The sequence below is a fragment of the Pleurocapsa sp. PCC 7327 genome, from assembly GCF_000317025.1.
Lineage (GTDB): Bacteria > Cyanobacteriota > Cyanobacteriia > Cyanobacteriales > Microcystaceae > Hydrococcus.
In genome coordinates this window covers 1,399,752-1,418,504 of the sequence record NC_019689.1, presented here as the reverse complement: position 1 = coordinate 1,418,504, position 18,753 = coordinate 1,399,752, and the positions used below count along the sequence as shown (strand labels likewise).

Here is an 18,753-nt window from a genome sequence, read left to right as displayed (position 1 = left end):
TGAATTATTGAATTGATATTTTCATGTTAAATTTACAAATAAGAATAGATAAGCGAGAATATACGTATGTTTTATCTATAGGATTTTTAGAATTTGTAATATTAAATTCGTTGAATTAGTCATAGTTAGGTATGTAGTGCGCTCATCGTAGCGTGCGCGTAAGCGCATATGTCCTGTTCGCCAATCATTCCCGAAAAACTTGACTGTACAAATTGTCAAGCTTTTAAAAATACAAGCTTTAAAAAATCAATAAATTTAGTTAGTTAGAAAAAAAATTAAACTATCTATGCTGGTTGACTGACAAATTTTTGTTCCCTAATCCCTAAATCCCTTCTCCCACAAGGAGCGAAGGGACTTCAGGCAAAAGTCTTAAGTGGAAAGCCTCTCTCCCGCTCTGGGAGAGGGGTTGGGGTGAAGGAAATTTGAGTTTTGTCACTCAACCAGCTATCTATATCAATAAGACATTCTGTAAGAATCTTAACAAGCGCCACTTTCTTTGCTAAAAATGACAATAATTGTTTTAAGGATAAGTTTAAAATCGTAGAGAAAACTCCAATTTCGTTGATATTTTAAGTCTAAACGCACCACTTCTTCAAAGTCTACAATCTTAGAGCGACCATTGACTTGCCATTCCCCCGTCAACCCCGGTTTGATATTGAGACGCTGTCCGTAAGAAATTTCATATTTGTTAACTTCTTCGATAGTTGGAGGTCGCGTTCCCACCAGACTCATTTCTCCTTTAAGGACGTTCCAAAATTGAGGAAATTCATCTAAACTTGTTTTTCTTAAAAAGCGACCGACTTTAGTAATGCGAGGGTCATTTTTATTTTTGAAGAAAAAACCGCTATTCGTCTGGTTTTCTACTTGTTCTTGTAGGCGATCGGCATTAACAACCATCGATCGAAACTTCCAAATCCGAAAAGGTTTTCCCATGTAACCGCAACGGATTTGACTGTAAAAAATCGGGCCAGGATTGTCTAATTGAATCGCGATCGCAATGGGAATAAAAATAACTGCTGTAATCGCTAAACCAGCTAAAGCTCCTAATATATCAAATAAACGCTTGATACGAGAATTAACTGAAGGATGAATCGCCCGATTTTGGCTGTTTTCTTGTTGCCAAATTGCTTCGGTTTCTGACTCGCTTTCGAAGAGGCGATCGCATCCAGAACGAGATAAAAGCGTTTTAATTTGAGGAGAAAAACTCCAACTCACTATATCAACTCCAACAGTTGAAGCCACTCGAACAAGTTGTTTCAGACAAAGCAGTCCGCTACTATCAATCCAGGTTGTTTGAGCAAAATCTAGAATAATTTTTTTAGAGGTAGAATTAGCGTGAATAATACTTTTAAATTTTTTTTCTAATAAACTGGCTTCAGGTAGCGTGAAGCGTTCGGGGAGTTGAATTAAGCAAGCGCGATTGCCACTCGTGGCGCTGTCCGGAGGGCAATCGCAGTTAATAAGATAGCAATCGTTATTTAAAGCTGAATAAGTCATGTTTTTCCTAGCTGAAATTTCAACAGTTTCAAATTTTTTTTCTCTATTTCTCTATACTGTCTAGTATTTCAGTCGCCGATCTAAGATCGCGCTTGCGAAAGAATGTAATTTGTCTAACTTGTGTCTAAGATTGTCAAATTTTCTCAAAAGCTAAAATAGTGCGATCGAGTCTTAGATGATTGCAAGCTCAAGAATATCAGTCATCGCTAGGTCGAAAGCAGAAGTGTTGGAGAGGTCGCACTTGTGCAATGGTTTCAAAGTCACGATCGTTGTGAATCAAAAGTAGATCGTGAGTAGATCGTGCTCCAAAGCAGCTTGAGCGATACAGCAATCAATCGGACTGCGAACCAAAAGTCCTTGGCGACGCAGATCGTAATAGATCCGCGCAGCCGCTTGCCAGGAACGATCTCTGAGTTCGATGTAATCTTGTGTTTCAAGGTAGGTGGATAACAGAGTCCACTCTTTTTCATTTAGGCAACCTTGAAGCAATTCAAGCTGAGTAAAGCGAGTGAGTAAAACCTCACGATCGTCGATAAGGGTTTGAAGCTGCTGACGAACTCGATCGCTACGATCGCGGAACACGCCGATCCAAACAGACGTATCAATCAGCAGCATGACGAGTTTCGCGCAGGGCTTTATGGTCGAAATCTGGAGCAAACTGTATTTGTCCAGCGAGATCGAGAAGGTTTTTCTTGCGGCGCGATCGAACAAGTTCTTGTAGAGCAAGGTTAATTAGTTCTTCGTGGGTTGTGAGGTTAGTAAGATAAAACACTTCGTTGACAAGGGAGTCATCGAGATTGAGAGTGATTTGCATGAGTTGGCTAAAGGTGATTGTTTTCAGGGACAAGTAGTCCTAGAATCAGTATATCTAGCAGTTATGACAATTTCGATGTGGGCACAATTTTGCCCTTGCTTTTTAACTCGATCGATTGTTCGCGCACCTCAAGGCTTATTGATAGATGTTACGCTTCAACGAACCTCAAAAATCTTATCAAAAACTTTTAAATACCGTCTCCACAGATATAATAAGATGTATATCTTACTGAAATCCTGAATCTCGCAATACGGAAATCTCATCAGGAATCCCACCAATAAGATCTTCACAGTCATGAAGTCGTTTGTTGTGTATTTTTCCTTCTCTTGAGTGAGTGAGAACTAATACTTGTTGATTGCTCTTTTCCCAATGCTGCTTCCAAAATTGGTTGCAGTCGGTGCATCCAACACAGATCTATTATCTTCTCTCGGAAACTAACTACTTAAGCAATTTAACGTACAAACAAAGGCGACTGGTGTAAGTTTTAAAACACAGTATTGCTTGCCAAAGTAGATGCAATCGCATTACTAACTGTTACCAAACGCACCCAGTCAGCATTAGTTCCGTTGCTAGAGATGAAAACTTGCGTATCGGCACCTACTTGTTGAAATTGCAGGTAGCCATCTGCAATCGGATTGGAACCTAGATAGTTGAGAGAGAGAAATAGGCTGCCGAGGTCGAGGCGATCGCCCGCACTGAAATCGCGTATGATATCGCCAGCATCCTGCAAAGAAGTGAATTTGAAGGTATCGTTACCCGCACCGCCGACCAGGATATCGCTTCCTTTCCCGCCAATGAGAATGTCGTTTCCTTCTCGACCTCCTAAGTAGTCATTGCCTGCGCTTCCCTGTAGCGTATCATTAGACCTCCTGCAAAAGTGTTACGCGATCGCATAATTGGAGTGGGAAAGAAGTTCATAATTATAAATGCCAGCAATCAAATTAAATCTCAACCCAAACCGTCTTCTTCGGTTGCGATATCGACTTGAAAGAATTCTGAATATTTTTAGACTGCGATGAATATTTTCAATTACAATCCTTTCACTTGCTAACTTACGATTAAACTTCTTTTGCTCTAGACTTAACTGTTGATTGCGCTTTTTTTGTTGGGAATTCTACTGTTGGGATGAAGTTTCTGAATTCCTTGATATCCTTTATCAGCCAAACATTCTATCTGTTGTTCGATTCCTATTTTACTATTTTTCCAAATCTTAAAATCATGACTTTTTCCCTTCTCATGAGCAATACAAAGAATTTGTCTCGTTTTTGCGTCAGCTAAAACTTGCGATTTTATCGTGTGACACTTTTGCCGACCACTGTAGTAAGCTTTTTGTTTTTTTCGGTCTTTCTATTTCATGTTCTGCTACATCTACTACGACAATTTCAATTTCTGTATTTTGGGGTTGAACAGCTTTTTTCCCAGGCAGATTGAAAAGTCCCGATTTCATTAAAATATCTTCTACTTTTCTGGTGATTCGTAAAGCCGTTGTCTCGTTTATTCCCCAGCTAGTTCCGATATGAAAATAGGTGCGATACTCTCGCCAATATTCAAGAGTCATTAAGATTTGGTCTTCTGCGCTTAATTTATTTGGTCGTCCTGTTTTTTTTGTAAGACTTTTTCGGCTTCTAGAACTTTTACCATCTCTTTAAACGTCTCTGGATATACTCCACAAAGCCGTTTAAACTCTGTCGGTTTTAAATTTTTACTTGAGAGTAAGTCATAACTCGAATTGTAATTTGGTTTTATTTTACCTAACTTACTCTGACTTTTGCTGGAGGTCTATTGTTGCGAGTTCCGTGTAGGTAAAGACCTGACTGTTCGCCAAATGCTTCTGGAGTAGTGTTATTTTTATCCCGCGCGTTGACGTAATCAAACAGTTTCCCTCCCATGACGGTAGCGCGCCAGTCTTTGCCAGAAGCCATTACGCGATCTAGAGGATCGGCAGAGACTTCTACGCCTTTGAAGCGGAGGATGATATCGTTGTAATCGCGATCGCTCTTTCCATCTAAGCGTTGGTCTTCGAGAGAAACAATAGTCGATCCTCCCGCCATATCAATCTTGCCAATCTGGAAGCCGTAGGCAGGATTAGCATCGAGGATGGAGAAGAGAGGGCGTTTGGCACCGTCGAGTTTGGGATTGTTGGCGACTTCCGCGATCGTACCATTAGGAACTTGCATGATGCCGAAACTATCGTTCGGATTCAGATTCAGCACCTTAATCCCTTGGAAACTCCCCTGGTTAAAGTTGCCTTCCCAGTCGATTCCGCCAGTAAATTTAGCCCCTTCTAAGGAATCTTGTACGACGATGTAACCTTGCGCTGAGTTGCTTCGTACTCGTCGGGTTGCTTCGCGGATGAAAGCTTCGGATCCGGGTTCGTAGCTATCCATTCCTGCCAGGCTAAAAATACCGACTTCGCCTTTGTAAGCACCGCCGTCGTAGAGGAATTCGACTTCGACTCTACCCGTACTACCAGTAATTAAAACGCCAGTTTCAAACTCGGTGCGGTTGGCGTAGTTAGTAATATCCGTGCCGACTTTTGTCTTGCGCCAGTCCCGATTGGGATTAATGTGGTTGTCGATAAGAGGCAGATCGCTTTGTGCGCCTTTAACCTGAATAATGAGGTCGTTATAATCCTTATCAGAAACAGCGCGATCCATCCGCACGTCCTCGAAGGCGTATGTTCCTCGGTTGCCAACTTTAACCATCTCTATGGGTTTGCTAGGGGCGTTGGCTTCGGGAATGGAGAAAATCGGCATATTGCCGTTTTGCCAGATCGAATTGGGATTACTCGCGATCGCAGCGACGGAGTTATTCGGTACTAGCATGAAAGCAAAGTGACCTCTCGACTCCATTTGAAAGGTTTTGACTCCCTTATATTCACCACTGTTAAAAGCGTTTTCCCACGGCACTTTGTCAGAGAATTTCGCCCCTTCTAGCGCGTCTTTAATAACCACATAACCTTGCGTAGAATTACTCAATGCTCTTCTCGCCGCTTCTTGGATGAAGGCTTGGGAACCGACTTGAAATTGTTCCATGCCATCAAGATTAAAGATCGCGAGTTCGCTTTGGTTGAACCAACCGCCGTCGTAGAGAAAATCGATGCGAACTTTACCATTTTCGCCAACATCAAAGACACCACCACTAAAGTTAGGACGAGTAATATCCTGAAGCATCTCTTTACCGACGGGAGACTTACTCCAGTCCCGGCCGGGATCGATCTCTTGATTCATCAAAGGCGCGATCCCCTTGGCACCTATCACTTTAAAGATGATATCGTTGTAGTCCCTATCCGCTTGGTTTCCCCAACTCAGACGCACGTCTTCCATTGCAAAAGCATCGCCCTTACCTGTCACGTCCACCATCTGGCGATTGTTGGGAGAACCATTGGCGGCGGGAATGGAAAAGATGGGCAAGCGACCGTTGCTCCACATATTATTGATATTGTTGTAAAGATCCTGTACGGTACTGTTTTGCACCAACATCACTGCAAAATCCTCGCCAGGATTCATGGCAACGGTTGTTGCGCCCTTATAGGTTCCGCTATTAAAATCATTTTCCCAAATGTACTTGGCACTGAACTTAGCTTTGTCAGTACTGTCTTGAATGACGACATGACCCAGGGTAGAATTGCTTAAAGCCCTCCGTGCCGCTTCCTGGGCAAAAGCTGGGGAGTCGAGTTTCAGGTTTTCCATCCCCTTGAGGCTGAAAATTGCCAATTCCCCTTGATAAGCTCCCCCGTCGAAGAGATAATCGATACCGACTTGTCCGCTAGCATCGACGCGAAAGACTCCCGTTTCGTAGGTAGGACGACTAGCATAGTCGATAATTTGCTTGCCCACTGCTGTCTTGCGCCAGTCTAAACCCGCAGGCATAACTGTATCTACGCTGGCGGCTTCTCCCGTCGCGCCGATGAGTTGAAAAGTGATATCGTTGAAATCGCGATCCGAACCGTTGGGGATAGTTTTATCTTCAAAGACTAAGGTATTGCCCATTCCCTTCGCATCATTGAGTTGATAAAACTGAGTGGCGTTGTCTGGGTTAGCGGTATTAATGGAAAACAGCGGACGGCGATTGTCGGTGCGAGCAGGATTGTTGTAGAGTTCCCGCACTGTTCCCTGAGGAACTAACATGATAGCAAAGCGATCGCCTGCATCCATGGTAAAGCTTTTGATCCCTTTATAAGTGCCAGCATTGTAATCGTTTTCCCAAGCAAGTTTGGCACTGAATTTTGCCCCTTCTGTCTCGTCAGAGATAGCGACATAGCCTAACTTAGAATTGCTGAGGGCACGACGCGCAGCTTCTTTAATAAAAGCTGTCGAACCGACTTCTAAATTCTCCATGCCTTTTAAGCTAAAAATAGCTAATTCTCCGCGATATTCCCCTCCATCAAAGAGAAAATCTAAAGAGACTATTCCCGCTTGTCCGACTGTAAAAATACCTGGATTAGATGTTAGTTGCTGTGACATAGTTATTTCTTTTTTGATTAGATTTAAAAATAGTTTTTAGGCTTTGAAAAACTTAAATTAGTTAGAGAAAATAGGACGTTTAACAGTTAGTTTTTGCCAAAATCCAAACAGATAATCCTGCCAGCCTAAAACTGGTTCTTCTGCCGCTGGATTGGAGCCAAATCTTTGGTCGAGAAGAGAAGAAGCATAGGCATAAGAATCAGCAGGAACCTTAGAAACTCGAACTGCTTGAGGTGAGAGAACAAAACGTGCTAAATCTCCAGGACAATAGGCAATGGGAATGCCTTGTTCGGCTAAAACTTCTGCCAATTCGATTTGATGGTCATCAACGTGTTCGCCAAAGCGATCGCTGCGAGGAACTAAAATAAAAGGCACTGAATTTTTAGCTAGTACGTCGATAGTTCCTTCTCCACAATGAGCGATAACTAAACGCGCCTTTTTGAGGAGATTTTGAAATTCATTAGTAGGCAGTAGGAAATAGCCTTTAACTTTGTCAGGAACGATAGTGCAAGAACCATATTGAACGATAACTTCTTCTTCTGCTGAAATAAAACCTTCTTTAAGGAGGAGGTCAACCCACTGCATGAGGCGATTGAAAGGAAACTTTTCCGTACCAACTGTGACTAAAATCATGACTATTTAACCTTCAACGAACTGGAATAAATTCTCTATATCGATCAGTATCTAGTTCGTCGATCTACGATCGCGCCTGCGGAAGCTTTTAAGATGTCTAACTTTTGTCTAACTTTTGTCTGATTTAGAGAAAAAAGCTTAAAAGGTTAAGTGATTTACAGCTAATCAAGTACCTTTGAAAGCTTATTTTGGGCAATCGATGTCGTGGGTTGACAAGGAGAATCAATATTCGCTAATACCTTGTGCGGGTTAATCTGAAAGGCGATCGCTGGACAGAAACTCAGCAAGCGATCGCCAAAATCAGATCGTCAGTCGGGATACCAACGGGAGCGAATTGCTGAGGCTATTTACCTAATTTATCTCTTTGCCTGACCTAGGTTCTGAGGAGGGTTTACCCTACTCTTGGGTCGGCGATTACTACCCCGGAATCTTTGTCAAGCTATTTACATATTTCTTTACAAAAGATTATATTTATTTACATAAGGACAGTAACAGGAAAAAAACGATGACAGCACGCGGATACAAAATCGAAGAAGGCAACCGACTCAACAACTTTGCCGTCGAACCCAAAATGTACGTTGATGAAACCGTTCAAGCTGGCTTTACCGAATACGCCGAAAAACTTAACGGTCGCCTGGCAATGATTGGATTCGTCTCGCTTTTAGTCCTCGAAATAATTACCGGACATGGCATCGTTGGATGGTTAACCAGTCTGTAGATTTTGGAAAATTTAACTCGGAAAACTTGGAGAAAAAAGATGAAAACTGATTTTGACGTTCTTGCCAACAAAGATTTATTTGCTCCCGTCGTCTTTCGCTCTAATTTCAATAATTTCGAGAAATTAGATGCTAATCAAGCTTGGTCGTTGTTCTTCACGGCAGGTAATGAAGACAAATCTCTAGGATTCAATCGAGAATTCGGACGATTTTTCAACAATCTCCTAATTGCTATAGGAGTAGCCGGGATTATTTGGGGTCTGTTTTTTACTCAGGTTGCCTAGATTAATGCCAACGGTGAATGAAGTCCTAGTCCTACTGACTAGGACTTTTTTTAGGTTTAATTTCCAGGAAATTTATTCTCTTTTTGTTTGTTGCGATCGCAATAGTGATGAGAATCAGATTTAGAATTAAACGCGATCGCGATCGCTTGCAGCGTTATCAAGTATCTTCAGTAAGATAGACTTTAACTAAATTCTTAACAAAAGCCCCCCTATGGGATTTGCAAATTGAATAAGAGATGATACCTTCTTAGAAAAGTATTAATAATGTTCGATCCGCGAGGAACGGATGAGCGTTTTATCAGTTTTGAGAAAACCCTGGCAATTTTTACTGCCACTTTTTGTCGGAGCCAAATTCTACATTCAGACAGAATGGGTAACTGGTTTCACATCGCATCAACAAATTTAAGCTATTTCTGATAGATGGCGAGTTTCTTCTCTACAAAGGGCGTTGCCGATCTAAACTATGAAACCGATAGGAATAAGGTTCGTAGCTAAGAGCTATTAGCTATTACCTTAAATCCCACTTTTTAGTTTGCTCTCAAAAAAATATAGTCGCAAGTTGCCGGTAAATTAGCTAACTCAAATCTACACCTGTACTCGCGATTATTCAGACTCAATACCTTATATCAAGTTCTGATAATCACTTAAAATAAATTCTCTCCGTATCCCCCAGTCCCCCAGTCTCCTCGTCAATCATTACCTTTAACTGTTGAAGCGAACTTGATATTAAACAACAGCCTAAACATCTCTTGTCTAATTTTCGAATATCTAGGAAACAATTAAGAACTATGTCAATAACTAATATTCTCCTGCAAAAGCGGGAAATTCCCTCTCAAAAGACCCAGGATTACATCGACCTAGAATCAAAGTATGGAGCAAACAATTATCATCCTCTAGACGTTGTTATTGCTAAAGGAAAAGGCGTTTGGGTATGGGATATAGAAGGTAATAAATACTTAGATTTTCTAAGTGCTTACTCGGCTTTAAACCAAGGTCATTGTCATCCCAAAATCTTGCAAGCAATGGTAGAACAAGCTAGCAAAGTTACTTTGACTTCTCGTGCTTTTCGTAACGATCGGTTGGGAGCATTCTATCAAAAGCTGGCTCAAATTTCTGGATTGCCCAAAGTTTTGCCGATGAATAGCGGTGCTGAAGCGGTAGAAACTGCTCTCAAAGCTGTCAGAAAATGGGCTTATCAAATCAAGGGAATACCAGAAAATCAAGCAGAAATTATTGTCTGCGATAATAACTTTGCCGGACGGACGATCGGGATCGTTAGTTTTTCGACAGAAGCTCAGTATAAAGAGGGTTTTGGTCCTTTTACTCCTGGGTTTAAAGTCATTCCTTTTGGCGATGCCGAGGCTCTTGTAAAAGCAATTACACCCCATACAGCAGCTTTTTTAGTCGAACCAATTCAGGGAGAGGGAGGAATTATTGTTCCGCCTGCGGGATTTTTAAAGGCAGCCGAACAAATCTGTCGAGACAATCGAGTTTTACTAATTTTGGATGAAATTCAAACTGGATTGGGAAGAACGGGTAAAATGTTTGCCCATCAATACGAAGATGTCAAACCAGATGGCATCACGGTAGGAAAAGCTTTATCGGGGGGATTTTATCCCATCTCTGCCTTTATTTCTACTGAAGAAGTGATAGGAATCTTTAACCCTGGAGATCACGGCAGTACCTTTGGCGGCAATCCTCTAGCTGCTGCGATTGGCAATGCTGCTTTGGATGTTATTGTCGAAGAAAAATTATCAGAAAGGGCTGCAATTGTCGGAGAATATTTCCAAGCAAAATTGCGATCGCTAAATAGCCCTTATATCAAAGAAGTGCGGGGGAAAGGCTTGCTAATTGGGGTAGAGTTACATCCAGAAGCTGGCGGAGCGCGATGCTTTTGTAAAGCCTTAGCCAAAGAAGGATTATTAGCCAAAGAGACGCGAGATAGCGTGATTCGTTTTGCTCCACCTTTAGTAATTTCTACTGAAGAAATAGATTGGGCAATGGAGAGAATCTCTAAAATCTTGACAGTGTAAATATATGCTGTTGAACAGCAGAAAATGCCAATTTACAATAATAATCAAAGACATTAGTTACAAAGGGAAAAATGGAAACCATTACTATTCCTAGAGGATTTCGAGTAACTCCAGAACAATTCGAGCAACTAGCACAAGCCGAACAACTAGCACGAATGGAGTTAACTAAAGATGGAGAATTAATTATCATGAGTCCGACGGGTGGAACAGCAGGAAGAAAGAATAGCCGTTTAACCCAGCAACTAAGAAACTGGGCAGATCGAGACGGTACAGGAGAAGTATTTGATTCTTCTACAGTATTTGCTTTACCCAATGGTGCGAGAAGAAGTCCTGATGCTAGTTGGATTAAATTAGAAAGGTGGAATCAACTAACTCAAGCACAACAAGATGGCTTTCCTCCCCTTGCTCCTGATTTTGTGATTGAATTGATAAGTCCTAGTGATTTAAAAAATCAACGATATGAAGATTTACAGGCAAAGATGCAAGAATATTTAGATAATGGCGTTCAACTTGGTTGGTTAATCGAACCCGATACAAAAACAGTAGAAATATATCGCTCTGGGCAACAAGTAAAGATTTTAAATAATCCTCAAACTCTATCAGGAGAAGATGTCTTACCTGGATTTATTTTAGATTTAAGTGAAATTCTTTGATTGACGTTGGACTTCAGATAGATTATCTTGAGGACAGGGATTCAGAATTAGGTAACTAATTTTAATGAAACCTAAAATTCCTGAGTTACTCTTAGTTCTTTATCTTTTTTTACCTATAAAGAGTGCTTTAGTTGCTCAGATACTTCTGTGTCAGATTAGAGCTATCCACATCGCTCGCCAAGCAGAAAAGAAACTCGATCTAGAGCTAGACAATGACACTGATGAAGCATTGAGAGAATTTCTTGTAGCATTTTGGTTTAATCCTGTTGACATAATCCCCGCAATTGAATTGCGGGGATTCTAGGGTCCAACAGCGATTGCAGTTTCATACGGTCTTACATCACCTAACCCAACAGTCGATGCCCCGACTGCACAAATTAACTGAGATGCGTTGTCGTCTCTACCATTAATTGACTGACAAGATGGACAGCGCCATTCTCTAATGGACAAATCTAACTTTTCTAAAACGCGTCCGCAACACGCACAAGTCTTACTAGATGGATACCATTGGTCAATAAATACAATTAATTTACCTTTCTTTTTGGCTACCCATTCAAGAATTCGTAGGAACTCACCCAAAGCAAGCGTCAGATATTTTCCTGCCCCAAAGACGTTGCATTCCCTTGAAGTTGAGAGTTTCAAAGCAAAGTACATCAAACTTATTTGTTAACTCGTGGGCTAACTTCCAAAACCAATCACGCCGACGATTAGAAACATCTTCGTACTGGCGTACTAAATTCTTCCTTACTCGTTCTCTATTAGATGATCCTTTTAGCTTTTTAGAGAGATGCTTACTAGCCTTCTTGATAGCGTTTAGAGACTGTTTGAAAAATTGGGGAGACTCAATTCTTGTTCCGTCTGAGCCGGTGAGAAATGTTTTTAATCCAAAATCAAAGCCAGCGATTTTACCCATTTTAACTGAGCCAGCGCCATGGGCGGGTTCCCCGACTTGTGGCGACTGGCGTTCGACTTCTCGATTACTACCATCAACAACAATGACCATAAATAACTCACCTAACGGTGTGCGTTTGATGGTTAATGTCTTGACCGTTCCCTCAATCTCTCTGGACTTCCAAAATTGATAAACTCTACTACCAATTTTGACTCTATTGCCACCCAGGAACTTATAACCTGCTTGCTTAAGGGTGAAGGATTTGTATTTCTTGACCTTCTTAAAACTTGGTGGTTTAACTCCCTTTTTATTGTGCTTAAAAAATAACTGCTAGGCTTTATCAATGCGTTGACAGATATCCTGTACTGCTTGAGATCCTACTGTTTGCCACAAAGGATTACGTTTTCTCAACTTGGCAATATAAGACTGAAGTTTTGAGCAGTTTAAGTGCTTGCCCCACATAGGGTAGTAGCGTTTGTGGAGAGCAATACAATGGTTGTAGATTCCCCCAGCCGCATTAATCATTCGCTTAAGGTATCTGTTCCGCTTGTGTTGATAGAAGCTCTAAACTTCAGTGTCTTCATAGGGGTATGATACCATTAGCTATCTAGATAATCAATAATCATCTACATGAGAACTGTTGATAATCACTACAATCACGCTGTTGGATTAGCTACTGTTCATTTGGTTGGGATACCGTGTAGACGTAGAAGGGTTTTTGCTAGCAATGAACCCTTGAAGCTTCGATGTATTGAGATATTCCAGTCTGTTGCCAATGACAAGAAATGGATTATCAAGGCATTAGAAGTTGCTCCAGCTCACATCCATTTATTAGTTGAATACGAGCCGCATCATTCAATCTCTCAAGTAGTTAAAGCTTTTAAGGGGAGATCGTCACAAATACTAAGACAAGAGTTTCCAGAATTGTTAAGATTGCCTAGCTTGTGGACACACTCTTATATGTTTGATACGACTGGAAAAATTAGTACTCAGAAAGTTTTGGAATACATTAATGACCCCCATCATGGATGAATAAATTCATCCTGTTCGCTTATATCTCCTGAATAGAATTCAGGGGCTTTACCCATCACGGCTCGTAATGCAGCGGCCTATGCATATCTTGGGTTACTCGCCCCTTATCTGGGTTTATTCAATCACCCTATTATGGAAATTCGCCGAAAGGTTACTAGCAATAAATTTGAGTTTTCCAATCATGCTGTGGAGCAGTTCATAACGCATCAGATTCAAATCAATGAAATTAAAGAGGTAGTTGCTAATGGACAGCTAATTAGAGACTATTCCAATGATAAGCATAATCCAAGTTATCTTATTTTTGGCTTGACACAAGCTCAACGCCCAATTCATATCAAGTTTAGCTGTTATACTCGACCTCTTATTAAAATTATTGCGGTGTACGAACCTAACCCTGAACGATGGGATAACAACTTTACAATGAGGAGAAGTCATAGAAATGACGAGTAAGGGTGAAGAATTCCTAGAAGAATTCCTGGTTGATGATAGAGTAACTTATACGCTACAACTCAATGGCAAGTTCTACATAGTCGAGAACGTTCCTGCTCGTGTAAATGAGGAGACTGGGGAGCGCTTTTTTCTCCTTCCACTGTGAAAAACTTACAGCAGCTCATTGCGAATGGGAAAGAACCAGATCGTGTTATTGAGACTCCTGTGTACAAATATAATGAGTAAATATAACCTAACAAAGGGTGAGCGAAAAAAGATGTGGGGAAGGGGAGTTGGTTAGCGTTTATTTTACGATAACATAAGTAAGACCTTCGACTCTTTAAAACGAAAAATGAATAACTTCCAGTCAATTCTGTCCCAAATTAATGAAACACTCAATTCATTACCAGACTGGAATAATTTATCCGAGTTTGTCAGTGAATTTCATGATATCTGGCTAAAATTGGGAAATTTTGTGCAACAACAATTAGTACAAGCGCGTATTGAAGAAAAAGAACGGTTATACTCTACTCCGAGAACCATCTGGTCGAAAAGCTACTATACACCATTAGGTGAAATAAGTATTAAGCGCAGAGTTTATCAAACATCTGATGGTTTGAAAGTAAAAGTTGATGAAGAGTTGGGATTGCCAAAAGATAAATGGTTGCCAATGGTTTTAGAATTAGCTTGTGCCTTGGGGATTAGTAGTGAATTCCCCAATTCTCATCAACTTTTTCCAAGATGGACTCATCTTGAATTAACGGAAAAAACCCTTGCCAATCAAGTTGAAAAGACAGGAAATATTCTACAATCACAAGAATTTAGTTTCGACCATCAACAAATGCCTAGTAGAGCGCCTGAATCTACAAATTCAGATTCATCTAAATCAGATTTATTATATGTGGGAGTTGATGGAGTCATGACTCCCCTTAATCAAAAACAGGGCTATAAAGAAGCCAAAGTCGGTGTAATTTTTTGGAGTAAAGACCATCAAAAAATTAAGGGTAAAAGAGGGAAAATACGTCGAAGAGAATATGTCGCAACTTTAAAATCACGTAAGGAATTTAAGAATAGAGTATTCCAATTATATAATCAACTAGCAGGTCAAAAAGCTACAAATACAGTAGTTATTGGTGATGGCGCACATTGGATTTGGTCAATGGCACAGGAACAATTTCCTGGTTCAATAGAAATTCTCGATTTTTTTCATCTCTCAGAATATGTTTGGGCAGTAGCTAAAGCAGCTTATCCAAAAGGGGAACAACAACAAAAAGATTGGGTGAAAATTCAACAGCAATTGCTGAAAAAATCTCAGTGGCAAACTGTTATTCACAATTCTCATAAATTAAAAAGAAACAAGAAAGATTTAATCGAAGCGATTACTGACCTAGAGCGTTATTTAACTAATAATCAAAGTCGAATTGATTATCAATCCTATTTAAAAGCCGGGTTAATGATTGGTTCAGGTGTAGTTGAAAGTTCCAATCGTCGTGTAGTTACTCAAAGATTAAAACAAGCAGGAATGCACTGGTCAGCTTTTGGAGCAGAAGGAGTTATGGCTTTGAGGGCAGCTTATTTAAGTAATTCAAACCGTTGGTTAAATTTTTGGTCGCGAGAGAGTAGAATGTTTTTAACAAGTTAGCGTAATTTTCGGCATAACTTTTGTCTCTTTTACTTCAAAAGTGGTCAAAACTCAACAACAGCAATTAGATTTAGCCAACAGAATCGCACAAGTACAAGCTTTAATTGATGAAATCTCAATAGAGATTGAGAAGATTCAAGCAAACTCCCCAGTGGCACCCCCAACTTGCTCCCTTATTCGTTTTCGTGCTAAAGGAAAGGGTGGAGCTTATTGGTATTACAAATGGCAATCTCCCCAACCAATATTCGTTACGAAAAAAGGTAATTATTCTCGTTACAAATATATTGGCAAAGCAGGTAGTCCCGCTTTTTTAGAAGCGGTAGAAATGTATCGTAATCGTACTCAAATTTCTGCTCTAGAACAAGTACGACATACATTGGAATTGGGTCGAGAAGATTTATTAGAAGAAGCCAGCAGAACTCGTGACTAATTTTCAGTTTAATTCGGACTTTGTTATCGTAAATAATACGCTAACTACTTCCTCTCCTCCCACACCTTTTTTCGCTCACCCCTCAATAGGTAGTCACCAACCTACAATCGAATCACAGTTGCGGGACAGCGTTGGATTTACACCAAACTTTCCCCGTTTCCTCTAGCGGCTGCTCCCCGCCAGAACCAGCTCAATTTATTGATTGATTTTACCACTCTCGGACAATCGCGGGCGATCTCCGTTACCCAACGCAACAAACTGCAAAATCATTGTTAGTTCTCGATGAGATGAGCGATCGCGTTTTTTGCAGCAAGATGGAGTGCGATCGCCATTGAGTAAGTGCAAATTATCAACATCAAATTAATTGCTTTAATTGTGGGAAGTCATTTAGAAACAAGCTCTAAGTTCGACATAGTGTCTTTTGACAAAAGCTTTAATAGAGGTTATGTGTTTTATTAGAAATTTCTTAGTTACATAGCATTCGTATCTTAAAAAACGGTTAAATTTATTAAGAATGAATGAGCAACTTTGAAATTAATTTTTTAACCAGAAAAATTCGATATTTTTGACTGGCATTATCCGACTTAATGAAGCTTTAACCTTACCAATATTACAATCGATCGCGTATCTAGAAACGCTCAAAAAACAGTGACTCAAAAGCAGCTATTTTGGATCTTGTTACTAATGACTTTAATCGTTTGTGTTTACATTAGTGCTACCCTCACCATTTAATGGACATTCGTCAATTTCGCCGACTCCACCGCACTGTTGCACCAATTGTCCTGTTACCTCTGACGATTACAGTATTCACTGGAGTAGCCTATCGATTGGGAAGAAGTTGGTTTGGACTTTCCAGAGATCGGGTTCACATCCTGATGTCGATTCACGAAGGGGAATATTTAGGAGCTACACTAGAGCCGATCTATGTTTTGCTTAACGGTTTGGGACTATTGTGGATGCTAATTACTGGCTGCGTCATGGTCTGGCAAAATCTGAGTAGGACAGACTGGTTCCGACAGTTAACCGCTTCGAAACAAGAAACCTCTGGCGATCGCTAGCTTTTACAACTAGATTAACAAATTTGTCAAATGTCAAAATTTTGCCAATAAATTAAATAAATCTGAAAATCTGCTACCTCAATTTTTTTTTGTTGATTATCATACAGAAGTAAACTTCCTCAATTTATATCTTGAGATCGAAAGAAAAGCTTCTATTTTGTTAAAACCCTTGGGTAATTTGTGTAGGAAAATACTATGTTTGAGAATCTTTTGCCACCCCTTAACGACCACAATTTACCCTATGCCGACACCATTCATCCCATTGTGGTTCATTTTGTCATTGCAATGGTGTTGTTTGCTTTCTTCTGCGATGTCCTTGGCTATTTCACCCGTAACGAAAAGCTGTACGAGGTGAGTTGGTGGAATATGTTTTTTGCGACAATTTCCATCTTTATTGCCATTATCTTCGGTCAAATTGAAGCGGGACTGGCACTAGCTTACAATGCCGTCGAACCAGTGCTAAATTTACATACCCTGATTGGCTGGTCGCTTTCGGGAATTCTAGCGGCAATTACGGGTTGGCGATATGTAATTCGGTTGCGCGATCGGAAAACTATCCCAATTGCTTATCTGGGGACGGGTTTTTTCTTAACCTGTCTGGTGTTATTCCAAGTATATCTCGGCGACGAACTGGTCTGGGTATATGGGTTGCATACAGTCCCAGTGGTAGAAGCTGTCAAGGAGGGAATTTTGTAATGAGTTTAGGTGCAAACGGACTGCCCTACCCTATTCCCATTCATCCGAATTTAGTACATCTAACTCTAGGACTGTTCATCATTGGCATTGCCTTCGATATTGTCGGGGTGCTGTTTCCCTTTGAAAAACCCATTTTCAAGTATCTGGCGATTCCTGCGACTCGTTTCAATTTCTTTGATGTGGGTTGGTACAATATGCTAGCTTCGGCGATCGTGACCTTTTTTACCGTAGCAGCCGGGTTTTATGAAATCATGCTGGCAGATCCGCCGACGGAGATCGAGAGTGCTTGGGGTTTGGATGCCATGGAAACCATGCTCTGGCACGGGGTTGGAGGGGTTATCTTATTAGCAGCGATCGCAGGCATGACTGTCTGGCGAGGCTTTCAACGTTATCTTTGGCGCAGCGATACTAGCCAACAAGTGCAGTGGAGCTATTTGCTAGTAGGATTGGTCATTATGTTTGTGATGTACCTTCATGGTACATTGGGAGCGCAATTAGCTGCCGAGTTTGGCGTTCATAATACGGCGGGTAATTTGTTGCGAATGGGACAAGACCCCAATTTGTTACTCAAGTGAGGTTTTGTCGTGAAACTGAGAAGAATTTTGACGCTGATAGCGATCGCCCTTATTTTAACCGCTGTCAGTCTGTGGATCGGACGGCAGTCATACTCTTGGCTTCCTCCTCAAGCGTCTGCCGAATCTCAACTGGTAGATAATTTGTTTAGTTTTTTGGTGACCCTGGGCGCATTTATCTTTCTTGGCGTTACGGGAGTAGTAATTTATTCCGTTATCTTTTATCGGGCAGGGAGATACGATATCAGCGATGGACCGCCCATTGAAGGCAATGTCACCCTAGAAGTAGTTTGGACAGCAATTCCTTTGCTACTGGTATTTTGGATTGCTACCTACAGCTATCAAACCTATGAAAAGATGGCAATTAAAGGTCCGATGGAAATTGCCCACCTGCATATGCCGATGGAAATGGAACCAGCCTACGCTGCGCCAATGGATGAAATGAGCGACCCCATTGAAAATATCGATGTGACGGCTAAACAGTGGGCTTGGGTTTTTCACTATCCAGAGAAAGATATTACCAGCAGCGAACTCCACTTACCCGTCAATCGTCGCGTTCGTTTGGCTTTGCGATCGCAAGATGTAATACACGGCTTTTACATTCCGGCGTTTCGAGTCAAGCAAGATATGATCCCCCAACGTACCATCGACTTTGAGTTTACACCCATTCGTCTCGGTAAATATCGACTGCGCGATTCTCAATATAGCGGGACTTATTTTGCAGCAATGCAGACAGATGTCGTGGTTGAATCCCTCGAAAATTACCATGAATGGCTGACGGAAGCGGCTAACCGTAAACCGTCTCCTGCCCCCAATCAAGCTGCCGCAGAATATGCCGTTAGAGAGAAATCCGCTTGGGCAACCATCGTTCCTGTCGAACCACCCATCGTTAACTATCATCCTTAA

The 18,753-nt window shown here is 41.0% G+C and carries 18 protein-coding genes, 4 pseudogenes and 1 riboswitch; of the genes and pseudogenes, 14 read left to right on the top strand and 8 right to left on the bottom strand.

Features of this window, described 5'->3' with window-relative positions; genetic code table 11:
* Nucleotides 1–477: 477 nt before the first annotated feature.
* The 7 genes and pseudogenes from PLE7327_RS06390 to PLE7327_RS06360 form a co-directional block, all read right to left on the bottom strand.
* A complete protein-coding gene (locus tag PLE7327_RS06390) occupies nucleotides 478–1,497 on the bottom strand; it encodes a sugar transferase (protein WP_015143037.1) in 1,020 nt (339 codons plus the stop codon).
* A gap of 196 nt (nucleotides 1,498–1,693) precedes the next feature.
* A pseudogene (locus PLE7327_RS06385) lies at nucleotides 1,694–2,112 on the bottom strand (PIN domain nuclease).
* Nucleotides 2,099–2,311, bottom strand: coding sequence for a type II toxin-antitoxin system VapB family antitoxin (locus PLE7327_RS06380; protein ID WP_041391903.1), 213 nt, complete (start codon nucleotides 2,309–2,311; stop codon nucleotides 2,099–2,101). Before PLE7327_RS06380 ends, PLE7327_RS06385 begins: the two are co-directional and overlap by 14 nt.
* Nucleotides 2,312–2,795: 484 nt before the next feature.
* Nucleotides 2,796–3,167 (bottom strand): annotated as a pseudogene (locus PLE7327_RS06375) (calcium-binding protein); the annotation flags it as partial.
* 24 nt (nucleotides 3,168–3,191) lie between these two features.
* A pseudogene (locus PLE7327_RS23180) lies at nucleotides 3,192–4,057 on the bottom strand (IS5 family transposase).
* A 5-nt stretch (nucleotides 4,058–4,062) separates the two neighbouring features.
* The gene (locus PLE7327_RS06365) at nucleotides 4,063–6,777 is read right to left on the bottom strand and encodes a DUF4114 domain-containing protein (RefSeq protein WP_015143035.1); all 2,715 of its coding nucleotides are present in this window, start codon (nucleotides 6,775–6,777) and stop codon (nucleotides 4,063–4,065) included.
* A 57-nt stretch (nucleotides 6,778–6,834) separates the two neighbouring features.
* On the bottom strand, nucleotides 6,835–7,410 hold the full coding sequence (locus PLE7327_RS06360) for a glycosyltransferase (RefSeq protein ID WP_015143034.1): 576 nt from the start codon (nucleotides 7,408–7,410) through the stop codon (nucleotides 6,835–6,837).
* A gap of 505 nt (nucleotides 7,411–7,915) precedes the next feature.
* On the opposite strand from PLE7327_RS06360, the gene PLE7327_RS06355 reads away from it, so the two are divergent.
* From PLE7327_RS06355 to PLE7327_RS06335, 5 genes are all read left to right on the top strand, one after another.
* On the top strand, nucleotides 7,916–8,128 hold the full coding sequence (locus tag PLE7327_RS06355; RefSeq protein ID WP_015143033.1) for a chlorophyll a/b-binding protein: 213 nt from the start codon (nucleotides 7,916–7,918) through the stop codon (nucleotides 8,126–8,128).
* 39 nt (nucleotides 8,129–8,167) lie between these two features.
* A complete protein-coding gene (locus PLE7327_RS06350; protein ID WP_015143032.1) occupies nucleotides 8,168–8,410 on the top strand; it encodes a hypothetical protein in 243 nt (80 codons plus the stop codon).
* A gap of 788 nt (nucleotides 8,411–9,198) precedes the next feature.
* A complete protein-coding gene (rocD, locus tag PLE7327_RS06345) occupies nucleotides 9,199–10,443 on the top strand; it encodes an ornithine--oxo-acid transaminase (protein WP_015143030.1) in 1,245 nt (414 codons plus the stop codon).
* A 71-nt stretch (nucleotides 10,444–10,514) separates the two neighbouring features.
* Entirely contained in the window at nucleotides 10,515–11,096 is a 582-nt protein-coding gene (locus tag PLE7327_RS06340; RefSeq protein ID WP_015143029.1) for a Uma2 family endonuclease, read from the top strand.
* Between the two features lie 64 nt (nucleotides 11,097–11,160).
* The gene (locus tag PLE7327_RS06335) at nucleotides 11,161–11,400 is read left to right on the top strand and encodes a hypothetical protein (RefSeq protein WP_015143028.1); all 240 of its coding nucleotides are present in this window, start codon (nucleotides 11,161–11,163) and stop codon (nucleotides 11,398–11,400) included.
* Here the strand turns inward: PLE7327_RS06335 and PLE7327_RS26395 are convergent.
* Nucleotides 11,397–12,572, bottom strand: a pseudogene (locus PLE7327_RS26395) (RNA-guided endonuclease InsQ/TnpB family protein). The gene PLE7327_RS06335 and the pseudogene PLE7327_RS26395 overlap by 4 nt on opposite strands.
* A 46-nt stretch (nucleotides 12,573–12,618) precedes the next feature.
* On the opposite strand from PLE7327_RS26395, the gene tnpA reads away from it, so the two are divergent.
* From tnpA to PLE7327_RS06275, 9 genes are all read left to right on the top strand, one after another.
* Nucleotides 12,619–13,020, top strand: a complete 402-nt coding sequence (gene tnpA / locus PLE7327_RS06320; protein ID WP_015143027.1) for an IS200/IS605 family transposase — start codon at nucleotides 12,619–12,621, stop codon at nucleotides 13,018–13,020.
* A 132-nt stretch (nucleotides 13,021–13,152) separates the two neighbouring features.
* The gene (locus PLE7327_RS26390) at nucleotides 13,153–13,470 is read left to right on the top strand and encodes a DUF4258 domain-containing protein (RefSeq protein WP_015143026.1); all 318 of its coding nucleotides are present in this window, start codon (nucleotides 13,153–13,155) and stop codon (nucleotides 13,468–13,470) included.
* Nucleotides 13,460–13,615, top strand: coding sequence for a hypothetical protein (locus PLE7327_RS06310; protein WP_015143025.1), 156 nt, complete (start codon nucleotides 13,460–13,462; stop codon nucleotides 13,613–13,615). Before PLE7327_RS26390 ends, PLE7327_RS06310 begins: the two co-directional genes overlap by 11 nt.
* 186 nt (nucleotides 13,616–13,801) lie before the next feature.
* Nucleotides 13,802–15,091, top strand: coding sequence for an ISKra4-like element ISPle2 family transposase (locus PLE7327_RS06300; protein WP_015143024.1), 1,290 nt, complete (start codon nucleotides 13,802–13,804; stop codon nucleotides 15,089–15,091).
* A gap of 40 nt (nucleotides 15,092–15,131) precedes the next feature.
* Nucleotides 15,132–15,521, top strand: coding sequence for a hypothetical protein (locus PLE7327_RS24750; RefSeq protein WP_015143023.1), 390 nt, complete (start codon nucleotides 15,132–15,134; stop codon nucleotides 15,519–15,521).
* A riboswitch (cobalamin riboswitch) is annotated at nucleotides 15,486–15,726 on the bottom strand. (Overlaps the previous gene by 36 nt.)
* 526 nt (nucleotides 15,727–16,252) lie before the next feature.
* Complete coding sequence (locus PLE7327_RS06290; RefSeq protein WP_015143022.1) at nucleotides 16,253–16,579, top strand: hypothetical protein; 327 nt, start codon at nucleotides 16,253–16,255, stop codon at nucleotides 16,577–16,579.
* Nucleotides 16,580–16,774: 195 nt separating this feature from the next.
* Nucleotides 16,775–17,275, top strand: a complete 501-nt coding sequence (locus PLE7327_RS06285) for a DUF2231 domain-containing protein (protein WP_015143021.1) — start codon at nucleotides 16,775–16,777, stop codon at nucleotides 17,273–17,275.
* Nucleotides 17,275–17,850 (top strand): DUF2231 domain-containing protein, encoded by a 576-nt coding sequence (locus PLE7327_RS06280; RefSeq protein WP_015143020.1) that lies wholly within the window; start codon nucleotides 17,275–17,277, stop codon nucleotides 17,848–17,850. Before PLE7327_RS06285 ends, PLE7327_RS06280 begins: the two co-directional genes overlap by 1 nt.
* Before the next feature lie 9 nt (nucleotides 17,851–17,859).
* A complete protein-coding gene (locus tag PLE7327_RS06275) occupies nucleotides 17,860–18,753 on the top strand; it encodes a cytochrome c oxidase subunit II (RefSeq protein ID WP_015143019.1) in 894 nt (297 codons plus the stop codon).

Bases quoted from the DNA above. Each gene is read 5' to 3' on its own strand.
- PLE7327_RS06390 (WP_015143037.1), bottom strand. From the start codon at position 1,497: ATGACTTATTCAGCTTTAAATAACGATTGCTATCTTATTAACTGCGAT.
- PLE7327_RS06380 (WP_041391903.1), bottom strand. From the start codon at position 2,311: ATGCAAATCACTCTCAATCTCGATGACTCCCTTGTCAACGAAGTGTTT.
- PLE7327_RS06365 (WP_015143035.1), bottom strand. From the start codon at position 6,777: ATGTCACAGCAACTAACATCTAATCCAGGTATTTTTACAGTCGGACAA.
- PLE7327_RS06360 (WP_015143034.1), bottom strand. From the start codon at position 7,410: ATGATTTTAGTCACAGTTGGTACGGAAAAGTTTCCTTTCAATCGCCTC.
- PLE7327_RS06355 (WP_015143033.1), top strand. From the start codon at position 7,916: ATGACAGCACGCGGATACAAAATCGAAGAAGGCAACCGACTCAACAAC.
- PLE7327_RS06350 (WP_015143032.1), top strand. From the start codon at position 8,168: ATGAAAACTGATTTTGACGTTCTTGCCAACAAAGATTTATTTGCTCCC.
- rocD (WP_015143030.1), top strand. From the start codon at position 9,199: ATGTCAATAACTAATATTCTCCTGCAAAAGCGGGAAATTCCCTCTCAA.
- PLE7327_RS06340 (WP_015143029.1), top strand. From the start codon at position 10,515: ATGGAAACCATTACTATTCCTAGAGGATTTCGAGTAACTCCAGAACAA.
- PLE7327_RS06335 (WP_015143028.1), top strand. From the start codon at position 11,161: ATGAAACCTAAAATTCCTGAGTTACTCTTAGTTCTTTATCTTTTTTTA.
- tnpA (WP_015143027.1), top strand. From the start codon at position 12,619: ATGAGAACTGTTGATAATCACTACAATCACGCTGTTGGATTAGCTACT.
- PLE7327_RS26390 (WP_015143026.1), top strand. From the start codon at position 13,153: ATGGAAATTCGCCGAAAGGTTACTAGCAATAAATTTGAGTTTTCCAAT.
- PLE7327_RS06310 (WP_015143025.1), top strand. From the start codon at position 13,460: ATGACGAGTAAGGGTGAAGAATTCCTAGAAGAATTCCTGGTTGATGAT.
- PLE7327_RS06300 (WP_015143024.1), top strand. From the start codon at position 13,802: ATGAATAACTTCCAGTCAATTCTGTCCCAAATTAATGAAACACTCAAT.
- PLE7327_RS06290 (WP_015143022.1), top strand. From the start codon at position 16,253: ATGGACATTCGTCAATTTCGCCGACTCCACCGCACTGTTGCACCAATT.
- PLE7327_RS06285 (WP_015143021.1), top strand. From the start codon at position 16,775: ATGTTTGAGAATCTTTTGCCACCCCTTAACGACCACAATTTACCCTAT.
- PLE7327_RS06280 (WP_015143020.1), top strand. From the start codon at position 17,275: ATGAGTTTAGGTGCAAACGGACTGCCCTACCCTATTCCCATTCATCCG.